Origin of the sequence: Tannerella sp. (assembly GCF_052170195.1) — a bacterium.
In the GTDB taxonomy this organism is placed as follows: domain Bacteria; phylum Bacteroidota; class Bacteroidia; order Bacteroidales; family Tannerellaceae; genus Tannerella.
Genome location: NZ_JBQNAZ010000051.1, coordinates 1 through 16,055, shown reverse-complemented (window position 1 = coordinate 16,055; position 16,055 = coordinate 1). Strand labels below are relative to the sequence as shown.

Annotated in this window: 10 protein-coding genes, 1 tRNA gene and 1 pseudogene; 3 read left to right on the top strand and 9 right to left on the bottom strand. The window is 50.8% G+C overall.

The features are described from left to right. From ACTTKA_RS10780 to ACTTKA_RS10745, 8 genes and pseudogenes are all read right to left on the bottom strand, one after another. A pseudogene (locus tag ACTTKA_RS10780) lies at positions 1 to 484 on the bottom strand (hypothetical protein); the annotation flags it as partial. Between the two features lie 233 nt (positions 485 to 717). Beyond that, positions 718 to 4,191, bottom strand: coding sequence for a type IX secretion system periplasmic lipoprotein PorW/SprE (porW, locus tag ACTTKA_RS10775; protein ID WP_442725038.1), 3,474 nt, complete (start codon positions 4,189 to 4,191; stop codon positions 718 to 720). Positions 4,192 to 4,386: 195 nt separating this feature from the next. Beyond that, positions 4,387 to 5,517 carry an acyltransferase gene (locus tag ACTTKA_RS10770; protein ID WP_442725037.1) on the bottom strand — a complete coding sequence of 377 codons (1,131 nt, stop codon included), beginning with the start codon at positions 5,515 to 5,517 and terminating at the stop codon, positions 4,387 to 4,389. Then, a complete protein-coding gene (locus ACTTKA_RS10765) occupies positions 5,507 to 6,826 on the bottom strand; it encodes a phenylacetate--CoA ligase family protein (RefSeq protein ID WP_442714954.1) in 1,320 nt (439 codons plus the stop codon). The genes ACTTKA_RS10770 and ACTTKA_RS10765 overlap by 11 nt, the downstream gene beginning before the upstream one ends. 12 nt (positions 6,827 to 6,838) lie before the next feature. After that, positions 6,839 to 7,210 carry a hypothetical protein gene (locus tag ACTTKA_RS10760; protein ID WP_442714955.1) on the bottom strand — a complete coding sequence of 124 codons (372 nt, stop codon included), beginning with the start codon at positions 7,208 to 7,210 and terminating at the stop codon, positions 6,839 to 6,841. Further along, on the bottom strand, positions 7,207 to 8,760 hold the full coding sequence (locus tag ACTTKA_RS10755) for an HAL/PAL/TAL family ammonia-lyase (protein ID WP_442725039.1): 1,554 nt from the start codon (positions 8,758 to 8,760) through the stop codon (positions 7,207 to 7,209). The genes ACTTKA_RS10760 and ACTTKA_RS10755 overlap by 4 nt, the downstream gene beginning before the upstream one ends. 48 nt (positions 8,761 to 8,808) lie before the next feature. After that, positions 8,809 to 8,882 (bottom strand) — tRNA-Ile (locus tag ACTTKA_RS10750). Between the two features lie 282 nt (positions 8,883 to 9,164). Next, on the bottom strand, positions 9,165 to 10,022 hold the full coding sequence (locus tag ACTTKA_RS10745; protein WP_442725036.1) for an MBL fold metallo-hydrolase: 858 nt from the start codon (positions 10,020 to 10,022) through the stop codon (positions 9,165 to 9,167). Between the two features lie 91 nt (positions 10,023 to 10,113). Here ACTTKA_RS10745 and ACTTKA_RS10740 point away from each other — a divergent pair, with 91 nt between their 5' ends. The 3 genes from ACTTKA_RS10740 to ACTTKA_RS10730 are packed head-to-tail and all read left to right on the top strand — an operon-like array spanning position 10,114 to position 13,118. Then, on the top strand, positions 10,114 to 10,647 hold the full coding sequence (locus ACTTKA_RS10740) for a DUF4924 family protein (RefSeq protein WP_442725035.1): 534 nt from the start codon (positions 10,114 to 10,116) through the stop codon (positions 10,645 to 10,647). A gap of 17 nt (positions 10,648 to 10,664) precedes the next feature. Further along, positions 10,665 to 11,528, top strand: a complete 864-nt coding sequence (gene rfbD / locus ACTTKA_RS10735) for a dTDP-4-dehydrorhamnose reductase (RefSeq protein WP_442725034.1) — start codon at positions 10,665 to 10,667, stop codon at positions 11,526 to 11,528. A gap of 12 nt (positions 11,529 to 11,540) precedes the next feature. After that, the gene (locus ACTTKA_RS10730) at positions 11,541 to 13,118 is read left to right on the top strand and encodes a peptide chain release factor 3 (RefSeq protein WP_442714983.1); all 1,578 of its coding nucleotides are present in this window, start codon (positions 11,541 to 11,543) and stop codon (positions 13,116 to 13,118) included. A gap of 963 nt (positions 13,119 to 14,081) precedes the next feature. Here the strand turns inward: ACTTKA_RS10730 and ACTTKA_RS10725 are convergent. Then, complete coding sequence (locus ACTTKA_RS10725) at positions 14,082 to 15,407, bottom strand: leucine-rich repeat protein (RefSeq protein ID WP_442725033.1); 1,326 nt, start codon at positions 15,405 to 15,407, stop codon at positions 14,082 to 14,084. Between the last annotated feature and the right edge of the window lie 648 nt (positions 15,408 to 16,055).

Sequence of the window (16,055 nt, the reverse complement as noted above, 5' to 3'; positions counted from 1 at the left end):
GATAGCTGTTTCCTGTTCCCGGGTCACCATTGATATAAAAGCCATCGGTGGTTTGCGGCACAAAGAACTCCGTTCCCAATGCTGCTTTTCCTTTCAAGGCAAAGATATCTTTTGTCGCATTTGCGTCAAAGAAGTAATATGCCACAAGTTTCTCCGTCGATTCGATATGGATACCACCCGGTACCACGTTTCCGGCATTGATCATCATATTTTCCACATTTGCTGTGGAGAAAGAATGGTCAATGGTGCGACGTGCTCCTTGACCGGGGCCAATAGTGATCGTTTCCGTATACCCCGTTTTGTAATAGGTAATCTTAACCGTTGCCGAATTCGCTTGAGAAGTATTCGTAAACACGAAACCTCCATTATCTAAAGTGTTAATCCCGGATTGTGGCGCTACAAACCAGAATTCGGTATCTTGTGCCTGCAGACCGGCTAAGGTACATAGACACATAAGCAGAAGTAAGAGTTTTTTTTTCTTCATAATGTTATTTATTAAATGTATATAAAAGCGTTGTTTATGTCAGTGGTCAAATGATTTGATAATTCTATACTTTATTATGATGCAAAGATAATTATCTTTATAATGTAATGTCCAAGATTTTTTATTGTTAGTATTATTTAACAATTCTGTCGCCTGAAGGGAATTGTTGATGATATCTGATAAAACCTTAAACCATTCGGACGGATCAATCGGTGTGGAGGCTTCTCACCTGTTCACTTCCGTGTCTGGGCTTTGCGGGCGGCAGCTTTTTCTTTTTGGGCTGCGCTGCGTGCTGCTTCTTTTTCTTTTTGTCGCTGACGGTTGGCTTTTTCCTTCTCTTTCCGCTCTTTTTCTTTCCGTTTCAGGCGGTCCTTGGCTTCTTTGGCTTTCTGACGACGAAGCGTTTCGCGTTCTTTTAGAAGTTGCTTCTTTTGCTTCGCCGCTTCTTTACGCTTTTCTTCAAGGGATTTTTCCTTTTCCTCCTGCTCAAGGCGTTCTTTTTTTTCGCTCTGTGCACGACGCTTCTGTAAATATTCGAGCGTGATTTCTTTCGGTTTCACAAGAACGGAGTCTTGCGAGGTGGCCGTCGTATCCGAAGAGACGGTCTGTTGTTCTTCTGCGGATACAGCCTGCTCCTCGACTTCGCGGATGTTCTTTTCTTCGGGTTCGACTTCTTCCGTCGCTTCCTTAACAGGTTGTTCCTGCTCTTTTTGGATGAATGGTTCTTGCGCTTCCTGTACTGTTTTTTGTTGGGGGAGAAGTGCTTCTTCCGAAATCTCTTCTTTGGTTTTCTTTTGAGGAAGCTCTTTCTCTTCGGGTGTCTCGGTATCGACATCGGCTGCCTGTTCCACAGCGATGTCTTCACGTGATGCCTCCTCAGCGTCAGCGGCTACTTGCATCCGCCAGCGGGCTACGAGCTCAGGCGCCTGCGCTCCGTATTTCTCGGCAAAGAATGTCATGTATTCTTCGAGGGTTTTACCATGTAACAGAGTTTCGTAATTCTCGTCGGAGAACGGGAAGAACGACACGGCACGGTCGATCGCCGAAGCATATCCTTCAGGCGCATAGATCATCGCATAATAACCAAGCGTTTCTTCCAGACTGTTGAATCCGCTTATGATCAACATGCTGAACGACCCGGTTTCTTCCATGCTCAAATCGAAGCTCTTAACTTCAAAATGAGCGAAGTTGTATGCAGCTACGGCGTAGAGCAACTGATTACGGTCGACGGCTCCGGTTTGGTAGAGTAAGACCATGCGGTGCGGTGACTGCGGATGGTCAACGAACTGCCGTGCCGAGTCGGATGCCGATAGCTGTCCGTACTCGTCAAGCCCGAAGCGCAGGTTCCACTTCATACCCGTCATATTGCCCTGCACTAATTTGCGACCGCGCAGGATGCCTTTGAGCATCTCGTTGGCCAGCTCCGTCACATCGGCCGACGGATATTTCTCGACCAGTTTCTGCAAAGCTTCTTTGAAACCTGCTGCATCGCCGGCCTGCACATAGGTGAGTGCTTCGATAAACATGAATTTAGGCATCAATGTGGCCAGCGGATATGTCTCGCTGAAATGACGGTAGCTGCGTCGTACGAACGAAGTGTCGTTCGCCAGATAGCGATTGTAGGTCGCTTCGTAGAGTGAATCCTGTACCCGATCCATCATGCGGATGTTGTATTCGTAGTTGGGGTCGGCCACGGCTTTGGAATAGTCGCTCTCAGGAAAGGCTTGTATCAGTTTGTTCTTGTATTCCGTTTCCAACGGTTGGTCTTTGTACCGAAGCCCCATCAGATACGCCTGAAAGTAATAATCCATCCGGTATTTGTTTTCCGGAAAACGACGCTCCAGTTCCCTGAATGTCTCGACCGAGAGTTGTTTGTTCTCTAACTTGTCCTTGTAGATCATGCCCATGTTGAACAGTCCGTCGGCAATAATGACATTCGAGGCCTCCATATCTTCTTCCGAAAAAGGAATCTGTTGCAGATAATACTCGCGCGATTTCGGGTCGGACGAAAGTGAATCCATCACTAATTGCATCGAATCGACGGGCGCCTCGATCGGGTTGCCCTCCTCATCGAACTGCATCCGGTTCTCTTCGCCTACGTGCCGGTTCTCGAGCGGTGAGGCCATGCTCATGACTTTATCGCGGCGACGCCAGTCGTCCTGATTCACACGTTTACCCCATTTGTTCTGGAACTGTGTCTTGCCCTGCGCCACCGTCTGGTCGTTGTAAAAGTAGAAAGAGCTACCCCCCGAATTGACGGAGAGCGACTGAAGATTGGCTTGCATGTTCGGACGTTGACCGAGACCGCTACCTCTTCCTTCCTGCTCGGCGAGATAGCGTTCCCGTTCCGCATCTTCAGCTTCTTTCTTTTCTTTTTCTTTGACTTCTTCGATGATTTTATCGATCACCGCCAACCGCTCCGCCTCCGGCAATTTAGCCAACACCTGCAAACTGTCTTGCAGATGCACGGCTTCGACATGTACCACTAATTCGTCCAGGACTGTCGACAGCAGCGCCACACGGTCGTAATCTTTATATTCTTTCCGGATACCGCTTAGCGCTCCGCTAAAACATGGCTGTGCCTTCACGTATTCCTTTTGGGCGAAATAGATATCGCCCAGTTTGATTTGGCAGATCGCAAGATCGAGCCCGCCCTGTGTACTCTTTTCGATACCGAGAGCGTAATTGGTGATCGCGTTGGCCGTATCGCCGCGACTCATATAGGCATTCCCGATTGCCGTATAGACCTGATCGAGGTAATCCTTGTTTTTGTCACTTTTGGTCATGCGATGCAACATCTTCAGCACTTGCGGGTAGCGACTGGGCGGAAGTACTTCGGCCTGCCGGAGACGCGCTGCAAATTCCATTTCGTAGGGAGGATTGGAAGAGGCCACCTTACCGAAGGTCTGATAGGCCGCTTCGTTCTGTCCGAGTTCCGTTTGTAACTGTCCCAACAGGTAACGCATGCGGTTGCGTTGGTGACGGTTCTTTTCCTGACCGATCACTTTTTGCAACTCCGGAACCGCTTCTTCAAACCGTCCGCTTTTCACGAGGTAATCGGCATGAACGCGATCGTACTCTTTTTGGTTTGATGCAGGAAAGCCGTTTTCTTTCAGGCGTGCCAGTGCCGTTTCCGTTTCATAGAGCCATCCCAATTCGGCATAGCAGCGTGCTTGCCAGATCCGTGCCGAAGCGACCATCTCCCGGTCAGTGGCGTAGTGGCGCGCGATGTACGAGAATGTGGCCGAGGCTTGCAAAAAGTCGGCATTATAGAACTGGCCCTGAGCGATGAGCATCCAGCAATGCTTCAGGAAAGGATTGTATTCTTCCTTGTTTTGCAACGCTACCTGCTTCGGGTCGTTACGCCACCCTTCCTTGCGTGTCGGTTTTTTCCGGATAGAATGTTGTTTGATCGCTTTATTTCCTTTCTCGATCGCACGGTCGAACGGACCGCCCGGCTCGTTCTTGTCTTTCGGTTTTGCGCTGATGGGATAGAGGAAGATACGTTCGGTATAATTCTCTTTGTAGTTGTTGTGCATATCGGCCAACTGTTCGTCGAACGAAGTCTTACCGTTGAAATACGTGTTGTATCGGGCGGTAAAAGCATGCCACCGGCGACTGGCCGCCGTGTTCTTCTTCGTACTGCATGCTCCCAGCAAAAGCAGTGCCGTCCCCACCCATAAAAAAATATCGAAATGTCTTCTCACGTTTTCTGTCGCTGTCTATCCTATCTATAAAATAACTGATTTCTTTTCGGTTTATTGTTCCGTTATACATAAACCCGTAAAAAATACGGGATCCGTCATGGCGATGATAACAAGCGCTAAAAGAAGAAGAATTGCTGTTGCTTGAATTTAGTCATGTTTAACCGATCTATGAAACGAGGCTGTGAGCGTGTTGAACTACGATCTTTTGGGTGCGTTATCTACCGGATTGGCATAAATGCCAAGGAAAATGTTGAGCAGCGTGTCGCGATCTCCTTCGACTTGTTGCAGCATCGCGTTGCAGCGCTCTTCGAAAGTCTTCTTCGCTTCGAGGGTGTAGCGGTCGGCATAGGTCGATGTGCCGCTGCGCAGGTCGTGTGCGATATAATTGTTATCGTAGAGCTTGTAGTGCGTGTAGATCTGCTTATCGATCAACGAAGCAACTCCCTTATAGAATTCGTTGGCATGCCGGTGATCGGATGGGAGTTGCTCGTACGTGATCGGTTCACCGAGGCTGATATGTACGTGCCCTTTAGGTTGCGTGATGCCGGTGAGGATGCTGTTCAGGTCTTCATCCGGCTGCTTGACGTATTTTTTGCCGCCTCGCGAAAGGTATAGCTCACGTGTTTTGAGGATATCGCACGGTTCGATCTGATACGAAATAGCCATGGGGACGATGTTCAGTTCACTGACAGAACGGGCTAAGTCAGACTTGTCACTCATGCAGAACATTTTGATCATTCCCTGATCCGTTGCGTCATGACCGTCCTTCGTGCGTCCGTTGCGCTGTGCAATCCAGATCGATTCACCTTTCTGCGTGAGGGTGTGGCGGATATATTCCGAGAGAAGCATTGAATTTTTCAGGAAATCATGGAGGTTGCTGCTGCGTATCACTTTAAACATTTTGTTGGCTCGTCCGATGTTTGTGACCAGCGCTCCCCGCATCAGGTTGCTGCCGAAAGTGATCTCCGTCGTACGAAAACCGTTGATATGAAGGATATATTGGAGCAATGACGAGTCGAGCATGATGTCACGGTGGTTGGAGACGAAGAGGTACTGCTTTCGAGGATCGAGGTGGTCGAAGCTGTTCTGGGTCAGCTGAGTAATCGATCGGCGGACGATTTGTTCGTTCACATAGTACATCACGTTGATTTGAAATTCGTCGGTTGTCCGGATGGCTCGTATCATCTCCCGCACTTCTTCGACGTCTCTGTCCGGAAAGATATAACGTGCGAGCAGCTCGAAGTGCTCACTTTCGGCAATGACCTGCATCGCTCCCGGTATTTCCGAGGTGCAGAAAGGGCGGATATCGTCGAATTTATTGTGCATGATTCGCTGTATGTTTGCGTTTATCAATGAATTTTACAGGTTTGCGGCTCATATCCGGATAATTAATGCGTCGTATCTCTCCGACTTCGGCGATCTCGATCTCCGGGGCTACCCGTATGCGGGCGCGGAAGCGGTCTTTCAACTCCTTTGTCACATCGAACGATGGCTGTTCGCGCAGTCCGATCCGGACGACAATCCGGTCGTTGCCGTACTCGTTATCGCTGACTTCCATCACATAGTTTTCGACGTAAGGAGTCTGATCCAGCACGTCGAAGACAGCGGGCGGGTAGAGCGTTGTGCCCTTGTATTTCACCATGTGGTTGCGTCGTCCGATGATGGGGCTAACGCGCATGGTCGTCCGGCCGCAGCGGCACGGTTCGCGGTGAAAGCGTGCCAGATCGCCCGTCTTGAAACGCAGCAGCGGCATCCCTTCTACGCCCAGTGTTGTCACCACCAGTTCTCCTTCTTCCCCTTCCTCGACAGGCATCCCGTCTTCACCGATCAATTCGCAGATAATCAGTTCGGGGTGATGATGTCCGCCGCATCCGCAATGACATTCGGTGAAAGTGGTGGCCATCTCGGTAGAGGCGTATGTCGAATAGAGTTCGATATCCCACTTTTCGCGGATAGTTTGCCCTAATAAATTGAGAGAGAAATCCTGTTCGCGCAGGTTCTCACCGATGCAGACGGCTTTTCGCACGCTCGAGCGACGATAATCGATGCCGTGCTTCTCGGCATATTCGACGATGCGAAGGATAAATGACGGCACGACGATAATCGTGTCGGGGCAGATGCGTCGGATCGTGTCCCATTGCAGTTCGGGAATACCGTTCCCGACACGAACGATACCCGCACCCAGCTTGCGTATGCCGAGGAAGTACGCCAATCCGGCCATGAATCGCTTGTCGATCGTTGTCATCAGCTGGAAGATGTCCCCCGGCTTGGCACCGGCACACTGGAAAGAGATTTGTTCGTTGTAGGCCAACCGGTCGAGATCTGCATCCGTCATGGCAAACGTCACCGGATCGCCGAGCGTACCCGACGTGGTGATGTAGTCCACAATCTTATGCTGCGGTACGCAGATAAAGTCTTTATTATGCGTCTGAAGATCGGACTTGTCTGTAAACGGAACAGCTGTCAGGTCTTCCAGCGTCCTGATTTTCTTTATATCGATACGATGTTCATTGAACATCCGTTGGTAGAAAGCCGAATGATCGGACAGATAGGCTAAAGCGACCGCCAGCTTCTTTTCCTGAAACTGTTTGATGATTGCGGTCGGTTGCGTCTCTATGCAGGGTGTGATGTTCATGTGTCTGACGGGTTATGCAAATAAAGCCATGACTTCGTCTTTCGACAGTTGGCGATAAGTTGCCCGGCCACTCCCTCCCGTTACTTCGGGGAAAATCACTTCAAAATACTCCTCGTCGTAGAACGAGAGCTTCGACTGCGTATCGGGGTTACATTCCAGATAGTGGATGTCGTTTATGTCGAGTCTTTTGCGTTCGCAGATCTGACGAGCCAAGGCATATCCCGCATACGTAACCGAAGTGCCGGGATTATCCTGATACAACTCGGTAACGATGACCGTCTTTTTACCTCCTTTATCCAGAATTTTGAGGCCACATTTCGACAGTACATCCCACGACCCGTTAAACTCGAAGATCTCGTCGTAATATTTTTCGGGAACTTTCATGACTTATACTCTTTTTCTGAAGATTTCAAATAAGTGATCATTGCTTCGATCTCCCGGTATTTCGGCGTATCGTCCGTGAAGACCGGAAAGAACGCACGGATTTCGTTGTAGACGGTACGTGTCTTTTCCGCCATCTGCGGTTGCAGTTTCAAGTAGTCAATGGCTTGCACAAGCGCCATGAAATGAATGGCCATCACTTGATAACCGTTCTCAATAACCGTCTTAGCCATCAAGGCTGAGTTGGTGCCCATGCTGACGATATCCTGATTATCATTGTTGTTTGGGATGCTGTGTATATACATCGGGTTCGAGAGTGTCTGGCATTCGGCCGTTGTCGAGGTAGCCGTGAACTGCGCGGCTTGCAGTCCGTAGTTCAGCCCCAGCACACCGAGATTCACGAACGGCGGCAAAATATCGTCATTAATTCGATTATGAAACAGGTAGTTGAGTTGTCGCTCCGCCAGCATCGTCATTTTGGTCACGGCAATTTTCAACTTATCCATTTCAAACGAAATATAATCGCCGTGGAAGTTGCCTCCGTGATAGACGTATTGCGTTTCCGGGTCTACGATCGGATTGTCACAGGCCGAGTTCAGTTCGTTGACGAGCACTTTCTCCGTGTGCGCGATCGTATCCCATACCGGACCTAATATTTGTGGTACACAACGAAGCGAATAGTAGGCTTGTACCTTGTGTCCGAATACTTTTTCGGTATGCCGTTGAAACATTTCGATCTCACGTTTACGCATCGCTTGACTTCCCGTCGCCCACCGGCACATCGCACATGCGATTTCCTGCTGTCCTTCGTGTCGTTTAGTCGCATTCAATGCGGGCGACATCAAGTCATCGTACGATGATGCAATCTCGTTCATTATCACCGAAGCGGCGATCGACCAGTTCAGTAGTCGCTTGGCGTAAATCAGGTTCACTAGTCCGATCCCCGTCATGACCGAGGTGCCGTTCGTGGCCGACAACCCCTCCCGAATGTAAATATCGAGGGGAGTGAGTTTTTCTTTCTGCATCACTTCGGCCGTTGGCCGGCGCTTACCTTCGTAGAAAACTTCACCTTCGCCGATCAGGGTCAGGGCAATATGTGCCAACTGCACAAGGTCGCCACTTGCTCCTACACTCCCGTGTTCGGGAATGAACGGGCAGATGTCGCGGTTGATAAACTCGGTCAGCAAGCGTACGAGGTCTGTATGTATGCCGGAATAGCCTTGTAAAAAGGTCGATAATCTTGCGATCATAGCCGCTTTCACGTAGATCGGAGCCAATGGTTCGCCGGCTCCTGTCGAATGGCTTCGGATAATATTGTATTGCAGTTGTTTCAGGCAATTGTCGTCCACGCGATATTGCGCCATCGGACCGAAACCGGTATTGATGCCGTAGATCACTTTGTCGGTCGAAAATTCACGTAAAAAAATGAAGCAACGTTCTACTTTTTGCAACGATTCTGCGGATAGTTTTAGATGACTCTGCCCCAACAGCAGTCTCTCCACGTCGTGTATTGAAAAACCCTTCTCTGATTGATACGTAACGGTTTTTTCCATTTCCATACATTCTCTAAAAAAGCATTTTGCACAAATGCATCCAACGCGTGGTCCCACTTGGGCTTGAACCAAGGACTCCCTGATTATGAGTCAGGTGCTCTAACCAACTGAGCTATGGGACCGATTCTTGGAAACGATGTTCAAAAATCGCGAGCAAAGGTAAGCGTTTTAATCGAAACCCGCAAATCTGTTTTTCGATATTCCTGTTCTTAATTGCTGATTGTCTTGTCTCGAAAAAAGTTGACGGTTATTTTTATTTTTCCTTGTCATGGTTTAAGCCGTTTCTGTCAAGAACTGAGCCTTGTCTTTGCTGTCTGACAAAGTTATCGTAAGGATATGCGTCATATTACTGATCCAAAGCTGATTAATTCTCCTTTCCGCAGCGTCAAACAATCAAATAAGAACTACCCAATCTTTCCGTCCGTATCCACAGTGCAGGGGATGGCTTTGTAAAAATCGTTGATCTTCTTCACGGCTGAGCAGGGGGTATACGCGTCGTGGTAGTAGACGACGATTTGCCCGTTCGATACTGCTTCCTCAAGTAAGCAGATTTTAGCGTGGAAGGTTTCTAACGGACGAATATCGTATGCGGAAATCCAAGTCGGAGAGAGGTGGGCGGAGGTTGGGATGGCATCGCCGGCAAAGACAATGGTGTGGGAATCTGTCCGCACATCGACGACGATCTGCCCGCACGTATGTCCGCCGAACAGACGCAGCCTGACTTCCGGCGTAAGAAACGTCTCGTCTTTGATTAGATGTAATTTGCCTGACTCGCGAATGGCCTCCATATTCTCCGGGAAAAAAGAGTCACGTTCGAGAGCGTTGGGATGAAACGCTTCGTGCCATTGCGCTTCGCTCACCCAGCACGTCGCATTCGGATAGGCCGGGATGATTTGTCCGTCTTCGCCGTATCGGGTCGTACCTCCGCAATGATCGAAATGCAGGTGGGTCAGCACGACGTCGGTCACGTCATCGGGACGGATGCCGTATTGTCGGAGCGCCTTATCGAGATCCGTCAGTTCGTGAAAGCGATAGAACGAGGCTTTCAGTTGGTCGGTATGCTTGTTGCCGATGCCGTTATCGATCAGGATCACTCGTCCGCAGCGGGTGGTTACGAGCCCGACGTGCATGGCGAGCCGGCAACGGTTTTGCGCATCGGCCTTGTAGCGACGCTTCCACGCCGATTGCGGGGTGGCGCCGAACATGCAGCCCCCGTCGGCATAAAAATAGCCCGTATGGATGAGTCGGACGGATGTTTTCATCGTTTATCGTATTGTTTCTTCGGCAAAAGTACGATTAAATTGCTTGTTTGCAATTGACATTTGTCCGGAAGTTGCTACTTTTGTACCCGCTATGATAGTGGCTCAACAGAAAAGAAAGGAAAATATGGTCGAATATCTGCTTTACATGTGGCAGGTGGAGGACCTGATCCGTGCCAACGGATTGGATATCGACAAGATTCGGGAGACCCTTATCGAACAGTATGACCAGCCGGCGACGGTAAAGGCCGAAATAGTTCGCTGGTATGAGGAGTTGATAGACATGATGCGTAACGAAGGAGTGACGGAACGCGGGCATTTGCAAATCAACCGGAATGTGATTCTTTCGCTGACGGAGTTGCATCAGTCACTGCTCACAGATCCGCGTGAAACGACGTATGGCGCCTTGTACTACAAAACCTTGCCATCGATCGTGCAGTTGCGTGCCAAGGCGGGAGGCACCGAGATGCCGGAGATCGAGACCTGCTTCATCGCCCTTTACGGTTATCTGCTGCTGCGGATGCAGGGCAGGCCCGTCAGTGCCGAAACACAGGAAGCGATGAAACAGATTCATACGTTTCTCTCTTTTCTGGCTGCCAAATACAAGGAATCGGAAACGGTATCCTGACAAAAAACGAGAACAGGATGAAATCAATTTTGGTAACGGGCGCGAACGGACAATTGGGAAGCGCCCTGCAGCAACGGGCGAATCATCACCCGGAATGGACGTTTTATTTTACCGATGTCGATGCACTCGACATTTGCGACAAAGCGCAGTTGAGAGAATACGTACATGCCAACGGCATCGGGTATATCTTGAACTGTGCGGCTTATACGGCCGTCGATAAGGCTGAGGACGATGCCGAACGGTGCATGCGGATCAATCGTGATGCGGTGCGCAATATCAGCGAGGTAGCGTCCGAGCACGGTGCGCATGTCATTCATATCTCGACCGATTATGTGTTCGACGGACGGGGACAACACCCTTATCGCGAAGACGACCCGACGGCGCCCACGTCGGTTTATGGCCGCACCAAACTGGCAGGCGAACAGGCCTTGCAGGAAGTCCTTCCCGATGCGGTCATTATCCGCACGGCATGGCTCTATTCGGAGGTCGGGCAGAACTTCGTTAAGACGATGCTGCGTCTCGGCGCTGAGCGGAGCGAGGTGAGTGTCGTAGCCGATCAGGTGGGAACGCCCACGTATGCCGGTGATCTGGCCGAAGCCATGCTGAAGATACTGGCGCATCCGGTATGGGCGCCCGGCATCTATCACTTTTCGAACGAGGGCGTATGCAGTTGGTACGACTTTGCCCGGAAGATTATGGAGATGGGCGGTCGCAGATGTACGCTTCATCCGATCACGACGGACCAATACCCCACGCGGGCGACCAGACCGGCCTACAGCGTGCTCGACAAGACGAAAATCAAACAGGCGTTCGGCCTCCGGATACCGGCGTGGGAAGAGAGCTTGACCGGATGCGTCGGCGCTTTGACAACAAACCCTTAATTATAGAAACAAATGACTTTAACAGACGAGATACATCGGCGCAGAACATTTGCGATCATCAGTCACCCCGACGCGGGGAAAACGACGCTTACCGAGAAGCTCCTCCTTTTCGGAGGCGCCATTCACGTGGCCGGCGCCGTCAAATCGAACAAGATACGCCGCACGGCAACTTCCGATTGGATGGAGATCGAGAAGCAGCGCGGCATCTCGGTGGCAACTTCGGTGATGGCTTTCGATTACGAGGGATATAAGATCAATATCCTCGACACCCCCGGTCATCAGGATTTTGCGGAAGATACGTTCCGCACGTTGACGGCGGTCGACAGTGTGATCATCGTTGTCGATGCGGCCAAGGGTGTAGAAGCGCAGACCCGTAAGCTAATGGAAGTCTGTCGGATGCGTAAGACGCCTGTGATTGTTTTTGTCAATAAGATGGACCGCGAAGGGAAGTCGCCGTTCGATCTGCTTGATGAGATCGAGAGTGAGCTGAAAATCAGCGTTCGCCCGTTAAGCTGGCCGATCGAGATGGGTGTACGTTTCAAAGGTGTCTATAACCATTACGAACAGAAACTCGATCTGTATATGCCGAGTAAGCAGACGGTGACGGAAAGCATCGAGTTTAAAGATATCGACAGCCCTGAGCTGGAAAAGCATATCGATGCCTCGCTGGCCGAGAAGTTGCGGGCTGATGTGGAACTGATCAATGGGGTCTATCCTGAATTCGACAAGGCGACGTACCTGAAAGGCGATGTGGCTCCGGTCTTTTTCGGCTCGGCCTTGAATAATTTCGGTGTGCGCGAGTTGCTGAATTGCTTCGTACGTATCGCCCCGCCGCCTTCCCCGGTGCAGGCTGTCGAGCGGATCGTTCGTCCGGACGAAGAGACGTTCTCCGGATTTGTCTTTAAGATTCATGCCAATATGGATCCGAATCACCGCAGTTGCATCGCGTTCGTGAAGATTTGCTCGGGACGGTTCGAGCGGAACGCGAACTACAAGCACGTGCGCTTCGGGAAGATGATGCGTTTCAGCAGTCCGACGGCGTTTATGGCGCAGCGTAAAGAAGTCGTAGATGAAGCGTTTGCCGGCGATATCGTCGGGCTGCCCGATACGGGAAACTTCAAGATCGGCGACAGTCTGACCGGAGGTGAAGAGCTGCATTTCAAGGGACTTCCGAGCTTCTCGCCCGAGATGTTCAAATACATCGAGAATGCCGATCCGATGAAAGCCAAGCAGCTTAACAAAGGCATCGATCAGTTGATGGACGAAGGAGTAGCCCAGCTGTTTACGAATCAGTTTAATGGTCGTAAGATTATCGGTACGGTCGGGCAGTTACAATTTGAAGTCATTCAGTACCGCCTGCTCCACGAGTACGGAGCGCAATGCCGCTGGGAACCGATCAACCTTTACAAGGCATGCTGGATAGAAAGCGACGATAAAGCAATGCTCGACAGTTTCAAGAAGCGTAAGGCGCAGTATATGGCTGTCGACCATGAAGGGAGGGATGTGTATCTGGCCGACTCGGCGTATGTGCTGACGATGGCGCAGCAAGATTTTCCGGAGATACAATTCCACTTTACATCCGAATTTTAACAGACTTGTCACAGGAATCCGCAGGGCGGGAAGTGTAATTTGTTGTCTGCCTCCCCTTCTTTATAACGGTCAATGGTTAATTGTCAATTGTTATGCCGGGTACACGGTGTACAGCGCCCATTTGCGCCCATTTGCGAAATTTGCGTTCGGACTCCTCGGCATAACACAAAAAAAGGGCGAACACGAGGTTCGCCCCTACACGGCATACCACACGCTGTTTGCTGATGGCTGACCGCACCGCATTCCCCCCTTTGAAGGGGGGGAGGGGGGGGATGTTCCTTTGCGTTCTGACATTTGTCATTCAGAGCGAAGCGAAGAATCTCTTTTCTGTCACTTTTGGCTTGACCCAAAAGTAACCAAAAGGTCAAGGCTTCGTGCGCTTCGCACGACTTCGCGACGCTTGCAGGTCGGAAAATCAGGTAACTCGCTTCGCTTCGGACAGCCTGATTTTCTTTCGTCCTGCTCGCTGCTCCGTCGGCTCACCACCCGAGGCCCATGGACGAAGTTAATTGTCAATTGTTGTTCAGCATTCAGCCATCGGATGCCGCGTAGGGGCGAACCTTGTGTTCGCCCGCCATGGCGTGTATATGACGAATTTAATGGTCAATTGTCATGCCGGGCACATGGTGTAGAGACGCAATGAATTGCGTCTCTACGGGGGGTACCGTGTTCATTTGCGTTGATTTGCGTCATTTGCGAAATTCGCGTTCGGACATTTGTCATTCAGAGCGTGAGCGAAGAATCTTTTTCCTTTTCCGGGGCGGGATTCCTCACGGTGTTCGGAATGACAAAGGGGGGTGTTCGGAATGACAAACACAGTTATTTGCGTCCATTCGCGCCCATTTGCGAAATTCGCGTTCTGATAACCCAACATCATACAAAAAAAGGGCGAACACAAGGTTCGCCCCTACATTGACAACATTAATTACTGCTGACTACTTTTCACTTTTCACTTTTCGTTTTTCACTTTATAAAAATTTTCGTTACCCGTTCGCCTACGCGCACTACGTACACGCCGGAGGGTAGCGGCTGTACATGGTCGCCGGCGGGGAGGACGAGCGTTTTCACCATTGCGCCGTTTACATGATATATATGTACCGTCTCGGCCTTGGGTAGGGTGAGGCGCAGTGCGCCGCCGGAGGCGTAGACGCGCAGGCCGTCGACCGTTTCGTTGGCTACGGTGCTGATCACGTCGAAGAGGCAGGCGTCGGATTGGCCGCTGCCGTCGTTGGCGGTGGCGGTTACGGTGGCCTTTCCTTTCTTATGGATGGTCACGAGGCCATCGGCATCGACCGAGGCTACGGCCGCGTCGCTGCTCTTCCACGTCAGCGATTTGTTCGTGGCCGCGGCGGGCTGCACGGTGGCCGTGAGCTGCTTGCTGCTGATATCGCCGTTGACCGTTACCTCGTGATGGTTCAGCGTCACGGAAGTGACCGGAATAACGAGCGGCGGTGGTGGCGGCGGCGTGCTGCCCCCCTCGAACTTGAACTTGCCCCATACGGTGTGTGCTTTGTAGGCCGCTTCCTTGCCTTTCGGCACCTTCAGCGTCACGTTGTCGGTATTGACATTCACGAAGACATTGTCCGGCACATTAAGCGGCGTATTCCAATCGACGGTCACCGTTTTCAGGCCGGTGCACTCCCAAAAAGCCACCTCTCTGATTGTTGTTACACTGGCGGGGATATGGATGGACTGCAGGGCTCCGCACCCCGCAAAAGCCCACTCTCTGATTGTTGTTACACTGGCGGGGATATGGATGGACTGCAGGGCTCCGCACCCCGCAAAAGCCCTCTCTCTGATTGTTGTTACGCTGGCGGGAATATCGATAGACTGCAGGGCTTTGCACCCCGCAAAAGCCCCCTCTCCGATTGTTGTTACGCTGGCGGGGATATCGATAGACTGCAGGGCGGTGCATCTCAAAAAAGCCCACTCTCCGATTGTTTTTACACTATTGGGAATCGTAACACTCGTTATGCCATCGCACTCGTAGAAAGCCCACTCTCCGATCTCCGTAACATCGTAAGTGCGAATAAAAGATCCCACCTCCCGGGTAAAGTTTTTCGGGATGGTAACGGCGCCCGTGGGCTTGTTGCCGGCGGAGTAGTAGGGGGCGTCCACGTTTTCGGGCACGACCTTGACATCATAAGAAATAACACCGGTTTTCTTGGTGACTTTATAGTACAGCCCGTTGTACTTGAAATCGTATTGTTTCGCCTGTACGGTGCCGGTGGCGATCATCAGCCCCGCAAGGGCGATGATCCATCTGGTAATTTGTTTTGTTCGTTTCATGATTAATCGTATTTAAAATGTTTGTAAATTTTTTTATTAGTACTCTTTTCCGTTACTTTTGGCTTGACCCAAAAGTAACCCAAAGGTCAAGGCTTCGTGCGCTTCGCTTCGCTCTTCTCCCTTCCGAAGGGATAACATCCCCCCTTCGCTTCGCTCTTCCCCCCTTTGAAGGGATAACATCCCCCCTTCGCTTCGCTCTTCCCCCCTTTGAAGGGATAACATCCCCCCTTCGCTTCGCTCTTCCCCCCTTTGAAGGGGGGGGAGGGGGGGATGTTCCTCTGCGTTCGGGCACATAACCATTAACCATTGACAATTAACCATTAATTTGTCATTCAGAGCGTAAGCGAAGAATCTCTTCCTTCTTCCCCGCGAGATTCCTCACTATGTTCGGAATGACAAAGGGGGGCGTTCGGATACCGTGTACCACGCATAACAATTGACAATTGACCATTAACAACTGAATTACGTCAGGCTTTCAGCCCTCCGCCGAGGGGGTCGCCTGTTTTCCCAACGCTTCGCATTGGGCTGAATTAATACGCCCTTTCAGGGCTGTTTTTCAATTGTTAATTGTCCGAAAGGGCTGAAAGCCAGGTATATTTCAGCCCCATCCCGCAAGGGTGGGGTATCGATTCCCATACCCCGTTGGGA

Coding starts and splice junctions, on each gene's coding strand:
- ACTTKA_RS10770 (WP_442725037.1), bottom strand. CDS start 5,517: ATGCACAATAAATTCGACGATATCCGCCCTTTCTGCACCTCGGAAATA.
- ACTTKA_RS10765 (WP_442714954.1), bottom strand. CDS start 6,826: ATGAACATCACACCCTGCATAGAGACGCAACCGACCGCAATCATCAAA.
- ACTTKA_RS10760 (WP_442714955.1), bottom strand. CDS start 7,210: ATGAAAGTTCCCGAAAAATATTACGACGAGATCTTCGAGTTTAACGGG.
- ACTTKA_RS10755 (WP_442725039.1), bottom strand. CDS start 8,760: ATGGAAAAAACCGTTACGTATCAATCAGAGAAGGGTTTTTCAATACAC.
- ACTTKA_RS10745 (WP_442725036.1), bottom strand. CDS start 10,022: ATGAAAACATCCGTCCGACTCATCCATACGGGCTATTTTTATGCCGAC.
- ACTTKA_RS10740 (WP_442725035.1), top strand. CDS start 10,114: ATGATAGTGGCTCAACAGAAAAGAAAGGAAAATATGGTCGAATATCTG.
- rfbD (WP_442725034.1), top strand. CDS start 10,665: ATGAAATCAATTTTGGTAACGGGCGCGAACGGACAATTGGGAAGCGCC.
- ACTTKA_RS10730 (WP_442714983.1), top strand. CDS start 11,541: ATGACTTTAACAGACGAGATACATCGGCGCAGAACATTTGCGATCATC.
- ACTTKA_RS10725 (WP_442725033.1), bottom strand. CDS start 15,407: ATGAAACGAACAAAACAAATTACCAGATGGATCATCGCCCTTGCGGGG.